The sequence below is a fragment of the Colwellia sp. SU-HH01172 genome (assembly GCF_057553355.1).
In genome coordinates this window covers 1,156,023-1,173,343 of record NZ_BAAJMB010000001.1, presented here as the reverse complement: position 1 = coordinate 1,173,343, position 17,321 = coordinate 1,156,023, and the positions used below count along the sequence as shown (strand labels likewise).

At 38.4% G+C, this 17,321-nt stretch carries 23 protein-coding genes; 8 read left to right on the top strand and 15 right to left on the bottom strand.

Going from position 1 to position 17,321, the window contains the following annotated elements; all coding sequences use genetic code 11:
• The first annotated feature begins 2 nt into the window (after positions 1–2).
• The 7 genes from AC27JP_RS05190 to AC27JP_RS05160 all read left to right on the top strand — a co-directional run bounded on the left by AC27JP_RS05190 (position 3) and on the right by AC27JP_RS05160 (position 4,652).
• Complete coding sequence (locus AC27JP_RS05190; protein WP_487112710.1) at positions 3–929, top strand: ABC transporter ATP-binding protein; 927 nt, start codon at positions 3–5, stop codon at positions 927–929.
• Positions 929–1,747 (top strand): ABC transporter permease, encoded by an 819-nt coding sequence (locus tag AC27JP_RS05185; protein WP_487112708.1) that lies wholly within the window; start codon positions 929–931, stop codon positions 1,745–1,747. Before AC27JP_RS05190 ends, AC27JP_RS05185 begins: the two co-directional genes overlap by 1 nt.
• 11 nt (positions 1,748–1,758) lie before the next feature.
• Positions 1,759–2,256, top strand: coding sequence for a nitrous oxide reductase accessory protein NosL (locus AC27JP_RS05180; RefSeq protein WP_487112706.1), 498 nt, complete (start codon positions 1,759–1,761; stop codon positions 2,254–2,256).
• Positions 2,257–2,359: 103 nt separating this feature from the next.
• Complete coding sequence (locus AC27JP_RS05175) at positions 2,360–2,959, top strand: DUF4136 domain-containing protein (protein WP_487112704.1); 600 nt, start codon at positions 2,360–2,362, stop codon at positions 2,957–2,959.
• Positions 2,952–3,440 carry a hypothetical protein gene (locus tag AC27JP_RS05170; protein ID WP_487112702.1) on the top strand — a complete coding sequence of 163 codons (489 nt, stop codon included), beginning with the start codon at positions 2,952–2,954 and terminating at the stop codon, positions 3,438–3,440. The genes AC27JP_RS05175 and AC27JP_RS05170 overlap by 8 nt, the downstream gene beginning before the upstream one ends.
• Positions 3,441–3,548: 108 nt before the next feature.
• Positions 3,549–3,872 (top strand): ribonuclease E inhibitor RraB, encoded by a 324-nt coding sequence (locus tag AC27JP_RS05165; protein ID WP_487112700.1) that lies wholly within the window; start codon positions 3,549–3,551, stop codon positions 3,870–3,872.
• A gap of 183 nt (positions 3,873–4,055) precedes the next feature.
• Positions 4,056–4,652: an outer membrane beta-barrel protein gene (locus AC27JP_RS05160; protein WP_487112698.1), complete on the top strand. Its 597-nt coding sequence runs from the start codon at positions 4,056–4,058 to the stop codon at positions 4,650–4,652.
• A gap of 63 nt (positions 4,653–4,715) precedes the next feature.
• Here the strand turns inward: AC27JP_RS05160 and AC27JP_RS05155 are convergent, their stop codons facing one another.
• The 6 genes from AC27JP_RS05155 to AC27JP_RS05130 form a co-directional block, all read right to left on the bottom strand.
• Positions 4,716–5,354 (bottom strand): trimeric intracellular cation channel family protein, encoded by a 639-nt coding sequence (locus AC27JP_RS05155; RefSeq protein WP_487112696.1) that lies wholly within the window; start codon positions 5,352–5,354, stop codon positions 4,716–4,718.
• Positions 5,355–5,365: 11 nt separating this feature from the next.
• Entirely contained in the window at positions 5,366–5,755 is a 390-nt protein-coding gene (locus tag AC27JP_RS05150) for a rhodanese-like domain-containing protein (RefSeq protein ID WP_487112694.1), read from the bottom strand.
• Positions 5,756–5,849: 94 nt separating this feature from the next.
• The gene (locus AC27JP_RS05145) at positions 5,850–6,818 is read right to left on the bottom strand and encodes a cobalamin biosynthesis protein CobD/CbiB (protein ID WP_487112692.1); all 969 of its coding nucleotides are present in this window, start codon (positions 6,816–6,818) and stop codon (positions 5,850–5,852) included.
• An 8-nt stretch (positions 6,819–6,826) separates the two neighbouring features.
• A complete protein-coding gene (gene mtnN, locus AC27JP_RS05140) occupies positions 6,827–7,537 on the bottom strand; it encodes a 5'-methylthioadenosine/S-adenosylhomocysteine nucleosidase (RefSeq protein WP_487112690.1) in 711 nt (236 codons plus the stop codon).
• A 161-nt stretch (positions 7,538–7,698) separates the two neighbouring features.
• Positions 7,699–8,358: a DUF2726 domain-containing protein gene (locus AC27JP_RS05135; protein WP_487112688.1), complete on the bottom strand. Its 660-nt coding sequence runs from the start codon at positions 8,356–8,358 to the stop codon at positions 7,699–7,701.
• A 171-nt stretch (positions 8,359–8,529) separates the two neighbouring features.
• Positions 8,530–9,150 (bottom strand): dUTP diphosphatase, encoded by a 621-nt coding sequence (locus AC27JP_RS05130; protein WP_487113471.1) that lies wholly within the window; start codon positions 9,148–9,150, stop codon positions 8,530–8,532.
• A 163-nt stretch (positions 9,151–9,313) separates the two neighbouring features.
• Between AC27JP_RS05130 and AC27JP_RS05125 the strand changes: the two genes are divergently transcribed.
• The gene (locus AC27JP_RS05125) at positions 9,314–9,643 is read left to right on the top strand and encodes a DUF2956 family protein (RefSeq protein ID WP_487112686.1); all 330 of its coding nucleotides are present in this window, start codon (positions 9,314–9,316) and stop codon (positions 9,641–9,643) included.
• Positions 9,644–9,796: 153 nt separating this feature from the next.
• Here AC27JP_RS05125 and AC27JP_RS05120 read toward each other — a convergent pair whose 3' ends face one another.
• From AC27JP_RS05120 to AC27JP_RS05080, 9 genes are all read right to left on the bottom strand, one after another.
• Entirely contained in the window at positions 9,797–10,432 is a 636-nt protein-coding gene (locus tag AC27JP_RS05120; RefSeq protein WP_487112684.1) for a hypothetical protein, read from the bottom strand.
• 115 nt (positions 10,433–10,547) lie between these two features.
• Positions 10,548–11,072 carry a hypothetical protein gene (locus AC27JP_RS05115; RefSeq protein WP_487112682.1) on the bottom strand — a complete coding sequence of 175 codons (525 nt, stop codon included), beginning with the start codon at positions 11,070–11,072 and terminating at the stop codon, positions 10,548–10,550.
• Between the two features lie 136 nt (positions 11,073–11,208).
• A complete protein-coding gene (locus AC27JP_RS05110; protein WP_487112680.1) occupies positions 11,209–11,463 on the bottom strand; it encodes a hypothetical protein in 255 nt (84 codons plus the stop codon).
• Positions 11,464–11,582: 119 nt separating this feature from the next.
• Complete coding sequence (locus AC27JP_RS05105; protein WP_487112678.1) at positions 11,583–12,770, bottom strand: esterase; 1,188 nt, start codon at positions 12,768–12,770, stop codon at positions 11,583–11,585.
• A 119-nt stretch (positions 12,771–12,889) separates the two neighbouring features.
• Positions 12,890–13,468, bottom strand: a complete 579-nt coding sequence (locus tag AC27JP_RS05100; RefSeq protein WP_487112676.1) for a hypothetical protein — start codon at positions 13,466–13,468, stop codon at positions 12,890–12,892.
• A gap of 434 nt (positions 13,469–13,902) precedes the next feature.
• Entirely contained in the window at positions 13,903–14,250 is a 348-nt protein-coding gene (locus tag AC27JP_RS05095; RefSeq protein ID WP_487112674.1) for a hypothetical protein, read from the bottom strand.
• Between the two features lie 130 nt (positions 14,251–14,380).
• On the bottom strand, positions 14,381–14,716 hold the full coding sequence (locus tag AC27JP_RS05090) for a hypothetical protein (protein WP_487112673.1): 336 nt from the start codon (positions 14,714–14,716) through the stop codon (positions 14,381–14,383).
• Between the two features lie 359 nt (positions 14,717–15,075).
• Positions 15,076–16,455 carry a hypothetical protein gene (locus tag AC27JP_RS05085; protein ID WP_487112671.1) on the bottom strand — a complete coding sequence of 460 codons (1,380 nt, stop codon included), beginning with the start codon at positions 16,453–16,455 and terminating at the stop codon, positions 15,076–15,078.
• A gap of 9 nt (positions 16,456–16,464) precedes the next feature.
• The gene (locus tag AC27JP_RS05080; RefSeq protein WP_487112669.1) at positions 16,465–17,307 is read right to left on the bottom strand and encodes an outer membrane lipoprotein-sorting protein; all 843 of its coding nucleotides are present in this window, start codon (positions 17,305–17,307) and stop codon (positions 16,465–16,467) included.
• Positions 17,308–17,321: the final 14 nt, after the last annotated feature.

Sequence of the window (17,321 nt, the reverse complement as noted above, 5' to 3'; positions counted from 1 at the left end):
CAATGAAAACACCAGTCGTTTCTCTTGAAAATGTCAGCAAAAATTATAACCGTTTACAGGCACTTTCAGCTATAAACCTGCAATTAGCAAAGGGCGAAGTATTGGGCTTGTTTGGCCATAATGGCGCCGGCAAAACCACCATGATGAAGCTTATTTTAGGCGTTATTTCTGCTGATGCTGGCGATGTTACTGTCATGGGCATGAAACCTGACAACAAAGCCGCTTGGCATATGCGCGCGAAAATGGGCTATTTGCCAGAAAATGTCATGTTTTATGAGCAGTTAACTGGCTTGGAAGTGCTCACCTATTTTGCCCGTTTAAAGGGGCAATCAAAGACTCATGCTAAAGCTTTATTAGAGCAAGTGGGTATTGCTCACGCCATGGGCCGACAAGTTAAAACTTATTCAAAAGGTATGCGTCAGCGCTTAGGTCTAGCGCAAGCATTTATTGGCGAGCCAAAACTTTTGTTATTAGATGAACCTACCGTCGGCTTAGATCCAAGTGCCACGGCTGAGTTTTATCAAAGTGTTGACCAATTAAAAACTCAAGGAACCAGTGTTGTACTGTGTTCTCACGTATTACCGGGTGTTGAACAGCATATTGACCGAGCGATGATTATTTCCGGTGGTAACACGTTAGCGCTTGGCACAATAGCTGAATTAAGAGCACAGGCGAGTTTACCAACACAGATCAAACCAAAAGGCTTAAATGGCACATTGCAACAAGACCCGTTATTAACGTCTTATGTCAATTCTACCGGTGACTTGACCGTTCCCGAGCAAGATAAGCTTAAGGTGTTACGTCATTTAGTGGCAGATGAAAGCCTTAGCGACATTACTGTTGAGTCAGCCAATTTAGAGCAAGTTTATCAATACTATTTAGCACAAGCAGAGCAAATGCAGACAAATAACAATAAGGCAGGTGCGTAATGAGAGAAATAATTACCGTCGCCAATAAAGAATTTCAAGATGGTTTACGTAATCGTTGGTTATTGTCGATTACGCTTATTTTCGCCGTGCTTTCCGTTGGTTTAACCTACTTTGGTGCCGCAGCGTCTGGCACGGTTGGTATAACGTCGTTATCAACTACCATTGCCAGCTTGGCAAGTTTAGCGGTGTTTTTGATCCCACTTATTGCCTTATTATTAAGTTACGATAGTTTTGTCGGTGAGCAAGAAGGTGGAACATTATTGTTGTTATTGACTTACCCACTAAGTAAAAATCAGTTATTGCTAGGAAAATTTCTCGGTCAAGGCGGCATTATTACCTTGGCAACAGTATTAGGCTTTGGTAGTTCAGCGTTACTGCTTTTTATTCAAAATAACGATGTGGCAATTTTACAAACCTTCGCTTATTTCATTTTAAGCGCAACTTTATTGGGCTTAAGTTTCACGGCGATAGCTTATATGATCAGCCTAGTTGCTAGTGAAAAGTCTAAAGCGGCGGGCGTGGCTTTGATCACTTGGTTCTTTTTTGCATTGGTGTTTGACCTTGCGCTATTAGCACTATTGGTTGGCGCTGAAACGGGTCTAAGTCAATCGGCGTTAACCCAATTAATGATGTTAAATCCGGCAGATATTTTTCGCCTAGTTAACTTGGCAGGATTAGACAGTTCTGACGTTAACGGTGCTCTGGCTGTTGCAATTAAAGCGAACTTAACCCAAGGGCAATTATTCACAATACTGCTTTGCTGGGTTGCTGCGCCACTGGCACTAGCATCCATTATTTTCAAAAACAAAAAACTGTAAAGGTAACCGCAATGTTTCGTAAATTTATTCTATCTCTTGTTTTGATTGCTGTGGCAAGTTGCTCTGATCAGTCTCAACAACAGCAAATTATTCATCAGGCGGTTGCCATTGAAAGTGCTGATGAATGTCATTTATGTGGCATGTTAATCACTAACTTTTCTGGCCCTAAAGGGCAGTTATTTCGCAAGGGGATTACTGAAGCCGATGGTAATGCGGTGAAAAAATTCTGTTCGACTCGAGACATGTTTAGCTTCTACTTAGATCCTGAAAATAAACGTAACGTTACCACGATTCTTGTTCATGATATGAGCAAAGCGCCTTGGGATGCGCCGAAAGATGAGTTTTTTATTGATGCTCGCCAAGCTTGGTTTGTTGTCGGCTCCAGTAAAACCGGAGCTATGGGGAAAACCTTAGCAAGCTTTTCTGCTAAAGGTGACGCTGATGCCTTTGCCACTGAATTTGGTGGTCGTGTTATCGACTTTGAACATGTCAGTTATGACGTTCTATAACCCACATTTACCCCGTCAGTTAATTGCAACAGAGTATGAGACAATGTTGTAATTTTTAGGCAGATAGGTAATCTAGTCTTATTATTCTTTGTTTGAAAGCTACATGATAAATACTCGATTACTTAGCTGCCTAGCGTTAATAGCCATCCTTAGTGCTTGTTCATCATCGAAGGTAGCAACAACCTCCTTTCGTGGCGGCTTTGATTTTTCTATGGTAGAAAGCTACAGCACTTATGGCCGTAACTCTGCTTTTAGTGATTTACAAAACCTTAGTGATAGCACGCGAAATACCATCGAACTGGCAATTGAGCAAGGTTTTGATGACAATGGCTTTAACTATAAAACCTTAAAGAAAGCCGATATTCTGATTGCGTACCATGTTATTAATCGGAACTTCAATGAATTGAAACTTTATAATCGTGAAGTGAAATATTGTGGTTATTGTTTAAAGGCAGGGCAAGCTTCCCGTAGCGACTTAGAAGCCAAAATGGCGCCTGGTAGTTTGATACTTGATATTATTGACCCCGCTAGTCAGCGCTCAGTCTGGCGCAGTGTTTATCCCTTAGGCTTTAAAGAAAAAGATAATAGTCGAGAGATGCAGGAGAAAATCAATAATGCCATAGCGCAAATGTTGCAAGATTATCCTAAAGGCAACAATCTGACTCGAGTGAATAAACTAACCGAACGTTTGTCTGATGCTTAAATGGCTGACGATTACCCTAATTGTGCTAGCCGGTTTTATGGTGATACTGTTGGGCCTAGGTTATTTGTTAAACGAAAACGAGAAAACGACTACAGCATTAAAAGCACAGCTCGAACAAGCAAGCCTAGCTGAAAAAGCAAAACAGCAAAGAAGGCGACAACGGGCGATGTTAGCTGAATATCCTCAAGCTGAGTCACAAGCCCAAAAACAGCAAAAAGTCATAACCGATGCCGAAAATAAATATGTGATTGAGCAATTTGAAAACATTGTTATAAGTAATCTCACTTGTATTTCTGTGCAACAATGCCAAGTAGCAAAGGTAAACTTTAAAAATACTAAGTGCACTGTCGCAATTAATAATATTGGCGCTTCATTACTGAAAAAGCTCAATACCCAGAATAGCGATATTTTTTCCTGTCCGCCTGTTAGCCCACAATTGAAATTAAGCTGCCAACAAAATATTTGTAGTGTTGAGAATTGACTTACTTGTAAGTGAAATAATTTGCTAGAAATATTCTCTTTGAGATAAACATATTGTTTAAGTTTAAGGGTATAATAGCGACAACATTCTTATAAATACTATTTACCTATGACATTTCCAAATGACGAAACTGGTCAAGTTCTTGCTGAAATGCAAGCAGCGGGTGTTGATTTAACTGTGATACACAAGGTGGTATTTTTTCAGTTATTTGAACAAGAGCAACAGGCTAAAGACATGGTTGCTCATTTGGCAACACAAGCACCAGAAATGGTTGTAGAGATAGTGCCAGATGAAATGCCAAATGTGTGGGATGTTAATTGCACGGTTAATATGACACCAAGTTATGAGGCCATAGTTGCTCAAGAAGCTGAGTTTGAACAATTAGCGGCTAAATTTAAGGGCTATAATGATGGCTGGGGAATAGAGGCTTAATTCACACTATTCAGCCAATAACATTATCCGTAGTAGTGCTTTATCCTCAAGCACTACCTTGCAATAAATAGCATTTATCTCTCACTTTCTTACACAATTCTACATCTTCAAAACACTTGTAAAACAGATCTCTCTGAACTTCTCTTTCACAATAGCATCATCTTAAACATAAGGACTTAGCAGATGAAACTATTAACCATTTTTACACCACTATTACTCGTCGCTGCGGTGAGCTTTTCAGCAAGTGCAGAGGTAGAAAGCCCTCATAGCGTCGGCTTGGCATTTTCAGGTGGTGGTATCGACTATAAAGGAAAAGATACCGATGGTACTGGTGTTGGCCAATCATATCTTTACTATAACTACCAATTTTCGCCGCATTATTACCTAGAAGTAGGTTTAGCTCGTGCTGAAGATGTTGATGATTGGAAATGTGATAACGACGGGGAAAACAGCTGGGATTGTCGAGCGGATGGTAATAACCACTTCTCACTTGACGTTGATAATTATAGTCAAGATAGTCTTATTGTCGCCTTTAAAACCGATTTAAGTCTATCAAAACGCAATAGTTTATATGCAAAGCTAGGCGCAGAGTTTTACGAGTATGAATTAAGTGTCGACCACATCAAAATAGCAGATGAGTCAGGTGTTGGTTTATATCTTGAAGCAGGCTGGCAATATCGTTGGGACAACGGTATGGGCATGAATGTAGGTGTACAACATCATGACCTTGGTGACCTAGAAAGAACTAATGCGAGTGTTGGTGTTAGTTATTCATTTTAGGCCTGTTAGCGGTTTGTAGTGACGGTTCAGGGAGGCAAAGACCGATAATGGTTGTATTAACGATTATTGGTCTTTTTTTATAGTTTCAGACTCTAATATTTGAAAGGCGGGTAAAGTGACTCGCCAATAAATCGCGGCTAAGCGTAGGGCTAGTGCCCCTATGATGGCAACGATAATGGCAATATATTCAGGAAACGCCAGATATCGCATTAAGGTATATAAGGCGCCACCTAAAATTGCTGCCGTGGCATAAATTTCTTGCCGTAATATCATCGGAATTACATTACACAGGACATCTCGTATCATGCCACCAGCAACACCAGTCATAGTGCCCATAACAATGGCGACAGGAATTGCCGCCCCTAAGCTTAAGGCCTTTTCTGTGCCTAAAACCGCAAACAAGGCCAAACCAAAAGCATCAGAGATAAGGAGAAAGCGTTTTGGGATGCGTTTTGGGCAACGAATGAAGATGATAGTTAATACTGCGGTGGCCAAAATCACATACAGGTAAATAGGGTTTTGTACCCAAAAAACCGGTGTTTGTAAAATCACATCACGAATGGTGCCGCCACCAATTGCGGTAACGGCTGACAATACCACAACTCCAAAGGGATCAAGCTTATAACGTCCCGCCATCAAAGCCCCGGAAAAGGCAAAAACAACGACACCAAATAGATCAAGCCAATAGAGTAGTTCAGACACTTATTTTATCGCTACTTTACCAGTGGTAAATCGGCAGCTTGCCAACCTTTCATGTCGCCATCAAGATGGCGAAGGTCGCTGAAACCAGCGGCACGCAAGGCATTTTCTGCACTCACCGCGCGGCGCCCTGAACGGCAATGCACAACTACCGTTTGATCTTTATAGGCAAGAATTTTATTAAGATTTTTCTCTATTTGATCATGGCTGATATTAATCGCGCCTTTGATATGACCTTGAGCAAATTCTTCTGCCGTACGTACGTCTAATACCACAGTTTCACTTGCCGGCTTTGCCATTAAGGCGAGTAAATCTTGTTGTGAAATTGTTGCTGTTTGCTCGGCAAAACTAATAAAAGCGCAAAGGCTCAGTACCAGCAGTAACGTCGATTTAATAAATTTCATTACAGATCCTTATGATTGGCTATATTGCCAGTTGATTATGCGACTAAAAATAATTGTCTACTGTTTTCATTGCAATATCAAAGCTTTTGACTGCTTAACTTCGCCCTGAGCTCGCATATGAAACAATGGCTATCATCATTACTAACAGAATGCAGATATACAGCGCGTAATGAATACGTTTGCTAGCATGTATGATGTCAGTGACTTGCGGTTGTCTTGCTTGGTCATTAAAGCTAGCTTTACGTAGTTTACTACCTTGATACATAGCCACACCACCCAGTCGAATCTCCAAACTTAAAGCGAGAATATGCAAGAGTAAACTGTTGCCTATTTGTAAGAACTTACCTTTAGTGAGTCGCCAACACAGTAAGGTATTTTGCCCAACCGTGCCTAAAAGTAAAATTATCGCAAATAGTCGCGACGGTAACCATTGTAATAATTTTACAATATGATTAACCGCGGCGCCAAAATGTAGAAAGCGAAATGATTTAATATTCCATGCATAGTGCATTTCTAACAGTAAGCGAAATGAAAGGGCGACAAGCGGCCCAAACATTAGATAATAAAAGCCAACACCAACCAACAACTGTGAGCTTCGTAATAGCTGCATTTCAATGCAAGCCTTACTGATCCCTAGTGCTGATAATTGCTTGGTTTCTCTTAATAAATAAGGCTCAGCCAGCTGTTTTGCTTGATAGTTATTATTGGCAACGAGCTCGCGAGCAATATTTTTATTTACTCGGTTCAAGCCGATATTTCCTAAAGCAAAATACAATAGTAAACCGTGCCATAGCCATTCCACTTCGATAAAAATCTCAAACAGCCATAAAATAACCAGTAAAGGCGTTAACGTTACTAATATGGCAATTAAACCTGAGATATTTTGCTGTCGAGCACTGTTGTTGGCGTTATTAACTTTGTCGGCTAAGCGCTGACAATAAAAGCTAAAAAATGATAACGGCTGATGAGTAATAAATAGGCCAAGTATTGCTTTTAGCGCGATCATTAATAACAACATGACCGCAGCAGAATACAAATGAGGACTGGCTATAATATGACTCAAACTCTCCATTAGCTTAATGATTTTCCTTTTAAGGCGTCCAACATACTCGTAACTAACTGAGAAGAATTTACCGATGCGGTTTCTAAGTATGCTTCAAAAGAACTTGGCGATTCTTTACCAGCAATATCAGACATAGAGCGAATGACGACAAAAGGAGTATTAAACTGATGACAAGTGTGGGCAATAGCGGCACCTTCCATTTCTACCGCAGCCATCGTTGGAAAGTTTGCTCTGGCTTTAGCAATGTCGTCATCTTTAGTCATAAAGGTGTCACCTGTGGTGATCAAGCCAACTAAAGTTTGAATATTTTCAAGTGAGCTAATACCTATTTTCGCCGCTGAAACTAGTTCTGGGTGTGGAATATAGGCCGGTGGATTGGCCGGCAATTGGCCAATTTCGTAACCAAAAGCGGTAACATCGACATCGTGATAACGAACTTCTGAACTAATGACGATATCACCAACTTTTAATGATTGCTCGAAACCGCCGGCAGAGCCGGTATTTACCACGTAGTCGGGCTGAAACTTATCAATAAGAATTGCAGTGGCTAATGCCGCAGGAACTTTACCTATGCCCGATTGCACAATAACAACCTCGGTTCCGTTTAATTGCCCCTGATAAAAGGTGTAGCCAGCGTGCGTAGAGGTTGTGCAATTAAGTAATTTACCTTTTAAAATTGCAACTTCTGGTTCCATTGCACCAATAATACCTGCTTTCATTAACTTTAATCCTGTCAAATTTATTGCGAAAACGCTTCGCCCTTGTTTATGCGCGGATTATAGCGCGACTTACGAGGAAAATCTTTTATCAGTGTCAACAAAAAAGCAGACATTAAGGTCTGCTTTTTTTATTTGTTAGTTGCTAAGCAATGAAAGTATGCCTAGTGCGGTAACGCAGCTACTTGCGGAGACGATAACTGCCTCGCCATCGCAGGGCTGTCTTTTTGTAATTGAAGCTGGGCAGCTGCAGGAGATAAAGCGCCAACATTTTTCGGACGAGCCTTAACCAAAGGAGCAGGAATAATTCGGCCTTTCACCTGAGGTGTCGGGGCACTATTCCCTAATATGCGACTGTTAATGCAAGCGCGGATCTCATCTATGGTATAATTTGCTTTTACCTTAATACGAATATGTGGAATTGCCGCCGCTTCTAAAGCGCCACTTACAAACCAATCTTTTTTTACTTTATAGCCTTTGCCTTTGGTATCAACTAAATCAATAACACCTAGAAGTTTCATGGTATCTCGATCGCAGATAACAAAATCTAAATATTTACTATTGGCATTATTGGCTGCAGTTTGGCCAGCACGATTAGAAACGCCATTGCGAATAGTAACAATATCAGCAAGTTTGACACGATTTATAATACGATATCGACCACCCATTGCCTGTTCGACCAAGTTCTGAAAGTTTTTTTCAGCTGGGGTGAAAATGGCAGTTTTACGATCAAAAGGAAATGGAAAGCTATTGTCGTTCAAGCGACTCGCTAGCATAGCAACAATAACAATAAGGCTGATCATGGCAAATAAAATAAGTTCCATATACATCTCCGGCTGTTCAAATTCTTGACGTTTATCTTAAGTACTTAGATAAAGCAAAAACTGCGCCAGAGATGTGATTATGGCTTATGTATAAATCAACCAGTAAAAAACCGTCGAGGATACAGACTTAACTGATTGATTTATATAGACACTATCGTTTTGATATTATGCTTATCTTGGGTACTTCGCTTCAAGTGCCGCGTAAAGTTGTTGTTGGAAGTCTGACGCGCTGGCGTCTAACGTGTTGACCAAGTTTGCTAACACTTCATTGTCTTCTTCGCCGTGCCACATTTTTATGTAGCTACCTTCTTTATAGCCGTGATCTTGGCGGAAAAAGTTTAAGGTGTTTTTACCAACGTATTGGCGGAATAATTCATTCAAATCCATCGACATTAAACGCATACAATCCGCAAGTGCTACAGCGTCAAATGCTTTGTTGCTAACAGCAGCAGAAGCAAGGTTTTCTAAGGCAATTTTAAAGTCTTCTTCGCCGCTATTTTGTGTCAGTTCTGTTGATAACGTTGCGGTAATTTCTTCAATTGTGCCACCCGCCATTAAACGCAAGCTGAGGCCAAAATGAAAAATATCTACTAACTCTAATTGTACTTGTGCAACGTCAATTTCTTGATGTTTCCACCACTTCCAACCGTGATGATCTAGCATTTCAGCACACTCAACCCAAATGGCACGATACCACTCATAGTTGTTATCACGCCAAGTTTCACTCACGCGTGAATTCATCGCGTCTTGCATCGATAACATTTGTATTATTTGGTTTTTGGCTGTGCTCAGTGAATCGCTCATTTTTCTCTCTATTTTATTGGAAGTAACTATCAATAAGGTGACTTATGATTAGTTTGCCGCAGCCTGTGTAAACTAACAAGCTTTGTACTTAAAATTATGTATTAATAATGGCATTATACCCATATATTCGATTGAGAGAAGAGTATTACTTTTGACAACTAAAGTTTCAACTGAAGTACAAAATGAAGCATTAAAAATCGCTAAAGGCACCCAAAAAAAAGCACAAACCAAAGAGCAAACTAAACTGATCGCTCAAGGTATTGAAAAGGGCATTAGTGAGTACAAAAAACAACAAAAAGCGAAAGCCCGCGAACGGGACAAGCAACGAAAGAAAAGTTTACAAGCCAAAGCTGCGACAACCCCAAGTGCTAACGAGCAGGCAGCAATTAGTAAAGCTAACCCTACGTGGAGGAAAGCACTACTAGTACTACCTTGGTTATTGTTATTAGCTAGCTGGTGTTATTTTCTTATAGTAAGTTAGATAGGTTTAACCGAAGCAGATATTAAGTGTGCTTTCGGGCATTAATACTCACTTAAACTCGACACTTACTCGGCTCCATAGATACATCTAACGCCTAAATAAGAGGCGTTAGATGTATTTATGATGCGAAACTAATTGGAACCCAGCCAACTGTTACGTGTTCGGTTTGAATGCCTTATTAGTTTTTTCATGTAACCCCAACTCTTTGCAAGAGTTAAGTACAAATATAAAGAAAACTGCTACCAAATCTACACCAACTGTAAATTGCCCTAGAGCTTCTCCAACATACAATCTAAAGTCAGCATTTAAAATGCTGAAATTAAAAAACACTGTGCTACTTTCAATACCCACTAAAAAGCTACCCAATCCAGTATATGTAAAAAATAAAGTGCCGGTATTAAACGTTACAATTTGAAGTATCTGATTAATATAAGATAACTCAAAACCATAGCTTGCTCGTTTTAAAAGTCGATAGCCTGCCACACCATTAAAAGAAGCAATAATACTGTAGATAATGAGATCAGTAGACTCCATGGAACCCAACAAAACATTGATAAAAGCAATCAAAAAACCAATAGAGGTCGCTATTTGTAACCAGCTTAATAACCTAATTTTATTTTCAGTAGAAAAGGAGAATTCTTCATGCTGCTTATTTTTGAAAGCTTCAATATCTGGTTTTCTTTTATCTATTTCAGTAATTAACTTTTTGTAGTTTTCAGGATTTGTATCTTTATCGATATTATTAACACAATCGATTAGTTCATTGATGGTATATTTTGAGTAATCCATATTTCTCCGAAAAGCTAATACCCCACTAATGGGCTTAATATTGTTGGCTATAATGGATGAACAAAGTGAACAAAAAGCCAACTATATTTTGTCCCTGTTTAATGGCTTATTAGCTTTACATTTGCTTCAATGTTGACAAATTGGTAGTGAAAATATGTCGCTCTAAAAGCATAGGATAATTATCTTTTAAATCATTCATTATCTGTTCTGATTCATTGGTAACTCTAGACGTTCCCGACATACTAAACAAATTAAGATCTAAGTGAGAATATATATCTCCAATATACGTTACTTGACCTGGTTCTATTGTAAACCCGCCTTCTAAATCCATATAATAATTACCAAATCGAATGCGGAGCCACTGGTAGTTGCCAGCTGCTAAAGCTACAACTTTTAAATCATTTTCCTTTGAAAGCACAAATTTTGAACTTTTCTTGTTACTTTCTTCATGAGTAAATAAAAACTCTAAATCAGTTGCTAAAGGATTATTATAGCCAGTCCAGTTTGAATTGATTTTAGTTACTACTATTCCTTGATTCGATTCTAGTTTTTGGTTCTTTTTGATATTTTTTGTGGAACTAGCACAAGCAGTTAAAATTAAAAGTATAAAACTTAAAATTAATTTTTTATTGAACGCCATTTTTAGTTACGACTCCTGTAAAGCTAATGCCCTGCTAAGGGGGAAATTGTAGTTGGGCTAAAATGTGTAGCGAAGCGGAAATAGCTAACTACAATTTATCCCGCTTGAAAGCCTTGTGTGGCCTTCAAATCCGTACTTAATTGTTCCTTCTTTTAGACATAGCAATCTTTGCAGAAAAGGCTAAAACCACACCGGCAACAAGAGCAAGCATAGCAACTCCAAACATTGCATTATCTTGAGCTTCAAAAGCTAAAAGGTACACACTTACCAACATAAAAAACAGACCAATTAAAAGAAAAGCTTTAGGGTGTGAAGATATAAGCCCTGGTGGTTTCACTGGTTTAGATATAGAGTGAGCTGAAGCTTTTCGTTTGTGCTTTTTGGTCGGCATCGATAATTCCTCTGGTTTTATAACGCCCGTTACAGGGTAAATTGTAGTTGGCTAAAATTAGCTACGCAGGAGTAAAAGCCAACCGCTTTTGTTCTTTTTGAGTGCTTTGTTACAAATGCTTATTCATTGATTTTATTTAGCTTTGATTTAAATTTGTCTAAATATTGTTTATGCTTATTTTGATGCCAGACAATCATTGCTTTGGATTTTTCAACCGCTTGAGTTTGGTATATAACCGCCTTATTAATTTCTCCAATATCCGAATGCGCCTTCGCGAGTGATGATAGTGCGTATGCAGACTCAGGATAAAGCTCGACTGTTTTTTGGTATATAGACAATGCTTTCTGAGGATCGCTTGTCATTAATGATTTAGCAAGTGCCTTTAAAGATCCTTCAGCTGATACTTCAAAGCCATATTTCTTATCAGAAATTCTTTCGTAATAATTGATTATAGCCTGAACTCCATTCTTGGAAACTTCAGAATCAACTTCAAGGTCTGTATGAATGTCACTAAAAAGAGCTTCAATGCCATTTACAATGGAAACGACTGGTTGTGACATATAATTATTGTTATTGTTACGATGAACTTGCCAATCAAGAGTTTTTGGTGCTGAGGCTTGCAAAGCTTTTTCTAATAATTCGAAAGACGGTAAATTTCCTTGTTCATAGCGATGATTACCTGTGGCAAGGTACAAAAATCGCATTTGTTCGTCATTTGAGCTTAGCTTTTTCTTTGCTTCTGACGTTATTAAACCAAAATCATCAGCCAATGAAGGGCTAGAAATAATATAAGCGTTAAATAATTTAGGGCGATTGAGTAGAGAAAACAACCCTAATGCCCCATTTCCCATAAAGCCACTGTAAATTTTAAACCCATTAGTTCTATATTTTTCATCTATGCTGCTTAGTAGATCATATTCAAAATAATCAAGCATTGTTTGATTTGTTGGTTCACTAACTATTTGCTCGAACAACTTAGCAAATTCTGGGTTGTAACTGGCGGGAGTAACGACTATTGATTCAAGCCAAGGCCAATCACCGTTATGGCTTAGCCAATCATGTAAGCCACTAAGGTAAGGTTGACTGCGAGGATGTAAATCAAAAATAACAAAGTATTTTTTATCTTTTCCTTTAGCCTCATTATAACTTTTAGGCAACGTAACATTATACTCTATTGCTTCTTTAAAATGCTTAGATTTTACTTTAAGTGACTGTATTGGATTAAGGTTTGCAATATCGGTTGCTTTCGCAAACGAAGAATGTAACTCGATGATAAAAACTAAACTAGCAACAAGTATTTTGAACATTATAAATCCTTTTGTAATACACCTAGTTTGTGGTGCTCTTCTAACACCCGCATTAAGCGGACTAAAATTAGCGACACAGGAGCAAAAGCCAACTGTTTTTTGTCTTTTTAAACGACTTGTTATGTAAATTTACAAACAAGCCCATAAACAGGACCGATACACGTTACAATGAATAATAAGACACAAATCCAACTTACCCATGTAAAAAGTTGCTGATCTATAACTCTTCTTGTATGTCCAATTCCTTTACCTATTAATGTATCAATGTCGTTCTCGGTAAGGTTTCCACTTGACTGTAAAAACAACTGTTCTAGATGAAGGAAGTCATGTCTCCTGGCCTGTTGATGCACTTTAAATTTGGTAAAAAACCTTTCGTCGGATGGGCTACTATGCTCAACTTTTAACAGTTCTTTATGCCACCAGTTTATGTCATTACCACGAGCTTTCACGACGCCAGAGAATTTGGATGTACTAAACCTTTGCAATATTAAAATAGCTAAGTGAATAACAACACAGACACATGATACTATCGTTAAAGATGGGAAATCATTCAAATTTAGAGCGGTAACGGCTAGGGCAACACTAATCGCAAGTAAAATGGATTGTATAGTTATATGCAATGAACGATAGGATTGAAGCAAGGTATCTTGCCAAGCGACAGCATCCATAATGTAGCTTTTATTTTCTTGATAACTCATCCAAAAACCTCGTATTTACATAATGGCCCAATAAGGGGCTGATAATTATTGGCTACAATATGTAGTGAAACGAAACTGAGCCAACTGTTAGCAATCCCGACTTTAGTGGCTTGTTATATATTCCTTTGACTCAGTAAGCTTATAAAAAAGCAGATAAATTATACTGCCGACAATAATATATAAAAGAGCGTTGGATAAAACAGCCATTGATCAAATATGTTACACCTGATATTTGGTTTTCTCTAGCGCCCAACGACATAAGAAAAATTGAGCTAGGCCAAAAGAATAATATTATCTTTTGAAGTGACATACCAATACCAAGAGTAGTAGCGATTATTGTTACGATAGGCATAACAAATGAAGCTAATATCCATTTCCCTATGAATTTACACCCAAACTCCTCGCAAAATATAATGTCCCGTTTGAACAGTTTGTTAAGTATTAGGTGTGAAATCTAACCTAGTTATTTTGGTTTTAGTATTCCCCCAAACGTCATAGCAACCATTTACCCAACCATTTACTTTAGCGCCTGAATGCATTGAAGCCAATAAACCCGAATACATTTCTTTAAAAAACACATTATCTTTAGGTAATACGTATGTCGATTTTGAATCACAGTTTTCACTATGGATTGTGTCTCCAGAAAAATATACATATATATTACCTGAATCATGGACGATGATTTTTACAACATTTTTGTTTCCAAAACTTGAGTTAGCACTAGCTCCTATCGATATAAAAAATAGTAGCAAAAATACTTTAATTAATTTGTTCTTTTTCATGAGTACACTCCATTGTTTATTTAATACATAACGCCTCACTAAGAGGCAAATAATAGTTGGTTAAAATAAGCGACGAAGGAGTAAAAACCAACTGTTATTTGTCCTTTTGAGTGATTTGTTATACGTATATTTAATATGATGGGTTTTTTAGCATTATGTAAGTTGGTTTAGGAGACTGATTATATGTTGGTAGAGTAGCGCAGGTTTCTCCATTGGATACATTATAGTTAACAATTACATCTAAATTGCTTTTGACAGCGGTCGCAACGTATGAAGTCCATAATGAACAATTTACAGGCTCTGATGTATTACATATTTTTGTCCAGCTATTGCGCCAAGTGCCTTTGATAACCACGTCACCATTATCTTGAATATAAGTGTTCTCTATTTTTCCACTACAATAAATACTTATCGCATTAACGTGTGAAGACAATAAACATAAAAGTAAAGCAATTGTTCTTTCCATTAGTTTTCCATAAAGTTGAGGTAAGTGCGTATATAGATACGTATAACAGCTTACTATATAGACGTCTCAGTAATAACGTCTACTTCAATATTCAATAAGTTATCAGAAATCATAATAAATTCAATCTGTTAAATTAACATTGAAATAATTTCATGGGAAAAAGCCGGTAATTAGTGAGAATTTTCACTAGTTACGCGTCACCCTGTTGAAACTTATTTCTTTATTTTTAGTGACTTACCGTATCTCTAACCTATAGGTTTGCGAATTACTGATACTTCTTAGTAATAACTGAATGCAATTCGTTGAAGCTGTCTTTCACTTGCGTCATCATAGTGTACGTAGCGGTTATTTATGACAATTTAATACTGGTAACGAAGTCTTAACCAAGCATTACTATTGTCTTGATGTTGACCAAAAAACGAATAATCATCTTTGCCGAAAAATACGTTAGCGCCGGCGCTAAACTGCCATTGATCGTTGTAACGGTAGTCGATGCTCGGCTTCAAGTAGGCATCGTTATCAGTTGGCGAATAAAAACTAAATAATGAGTAAGTTAGTGTTTGTTGCTTAGTGCTATAGGTTAAACGTAGGGTGAGTAATTGGCGATTTTCATCAACAAGTTGCTCAGGATAATTGCTATTTGCTACTAGCGCTTGGTAATGCTTAGTTCGTTCAAGGTAATATTGCACACTGGCAGTGAGGTTTTTTATGACCTCCCGTTCGTAACCGACTAACAAGCGATGTTGGCCATTGGCAATGGCATTGTTACTGCCTTGTGAGTTTTCAATGCTATTGTAACTACTATATTCCATATTAACTATTCCCCCTAAATATGCCGTTAAGGCGCTGAAGCCCCACGAATTCAATTTGGGAAAATAGCCATGTCTTTGGTCTTCAAGGTTATTGATGAATGCTTTTTCTGCAGGTAATTTACTGCCCACAGGTGTCGGCCAAAAACCTTGATAACCATAAAGTGATAGCTCAATGTCATTAACGCGAGTATTCAGCCGAGCTGCCCATTGGGATTTGTTGGTTTTGATGACCGGAAAGGCTTGGCTTGGCGCGATAATTTGTTGCATTTGCGGTGAGTAGAATGAGAAACGCTCGCCAGTGATATAGTGATCTGGGGTAAAATCAGGCGTCCAAACTAAAGTGAAGTTTACATGGTCGAAATACCAATTAGTTCTTACACTATCCGATGGCGCTTTTAAATATTCATCAGCACGACCTGAAAAAAACGATTGCCAGTCTTTAGCAAATAAATCATTAAGAAACAGGTAATCGCCTGTACCCCAAGTAAGCACTTGTCGGCCAATTTTAACATCAACAAAGTTGAGCGGGCTCACGGCGAAGTTTAATTCGCGGGTGTGCCATATTGCCTTATTTAAAACCGCGTCATAAGTGTTATCAACTTTGCCATTAAATTCAAAAAAGCGATGGCTATAATCAATATTTACTCGCGCTCTAAATTCATTTAACGCCGCCGAGTTCTCGACAACATTACTTTGTAAGAACTGGCCATATGCAGCTTCAACAAAGCCAGTTACTTGCCACGGTGAACTCTCTTCTTCCTCGGCCCATTCATCTGCCCAGTCGTCATCTTCGGTTTGCTGTATCGATTTACTATTTGATAATACGTCAGCATCTTGCATGTTTGCCGAGGTAGAATTGAAACTCACCAACAGCAAGCTCACAATAACGAAGCTTGCTAATTTTCCTTGCAACAATGAATAAACCATATTTAATTTTTACTTCAACCAAGCTTTCGGAGGCGTGCGCATGCTGCGTTCACTGAAAATACTTTTGGGTAGTCCAATATCATACTTTACCTTGCGAAATTGCATTTCGGTATAACTGTTATTGCTCAGGTCTGTGATGCGCGACTTGATAACCGTCGAGTTACCGGCAATGTTTTTGACATCAAGTACGGTCATTTTACGAACCGCTTGTTTATTTTGATTAAAATAAATGCTTTCTACCGGCAAGAAATTGTTTTTACTAATGGAAACGGTATAAGAACTAAACTCGACAGATTGTTTGTTTTTGGGTACCGCATTAAGAACATAATTGTCTTTATTTTCACTTATTAATGTAAAAGTGTCCTCATTGGGGTTACGGCCTGAAACATCTTCATAAAAGAAATGTGAACCGACAAATGAGGTGCGTTTATCGCCAGCAGAAATGCGCTTAACTAAATCGAGTGCGGGCAAATATAGCCAACGATTGTCGTCTTGTTGGATATGTTTTTCAACACGAAAAACCGTGCCTTTTACATTGCTGGGGCGAGAGAAAAACACCAACATATTTTGATCACCTAAGTCTTTTTCATCTTGACGTAATATGGTGAATTGTCGCATTTGCTTTTGGCCGTTTTCATCAACAATGATCATCCGTGCTTGGGCACTACCATCATCGCCTGCGTAGTAGGCAGCTAAGTTAGCCTTATCAATGATTTGCTTAACATTCAATTGCCTTGAAGGTTGCTCTGCTTGTGCCGAAACTTGAAACGCTAAAGTCGTTAACAGAGTTAACGCGACAAATTTGCTGTTTTGAACAAAACTTGAAAATTGACTTTTGGTAAAGATATTCATCGTTTTTTCCTAAT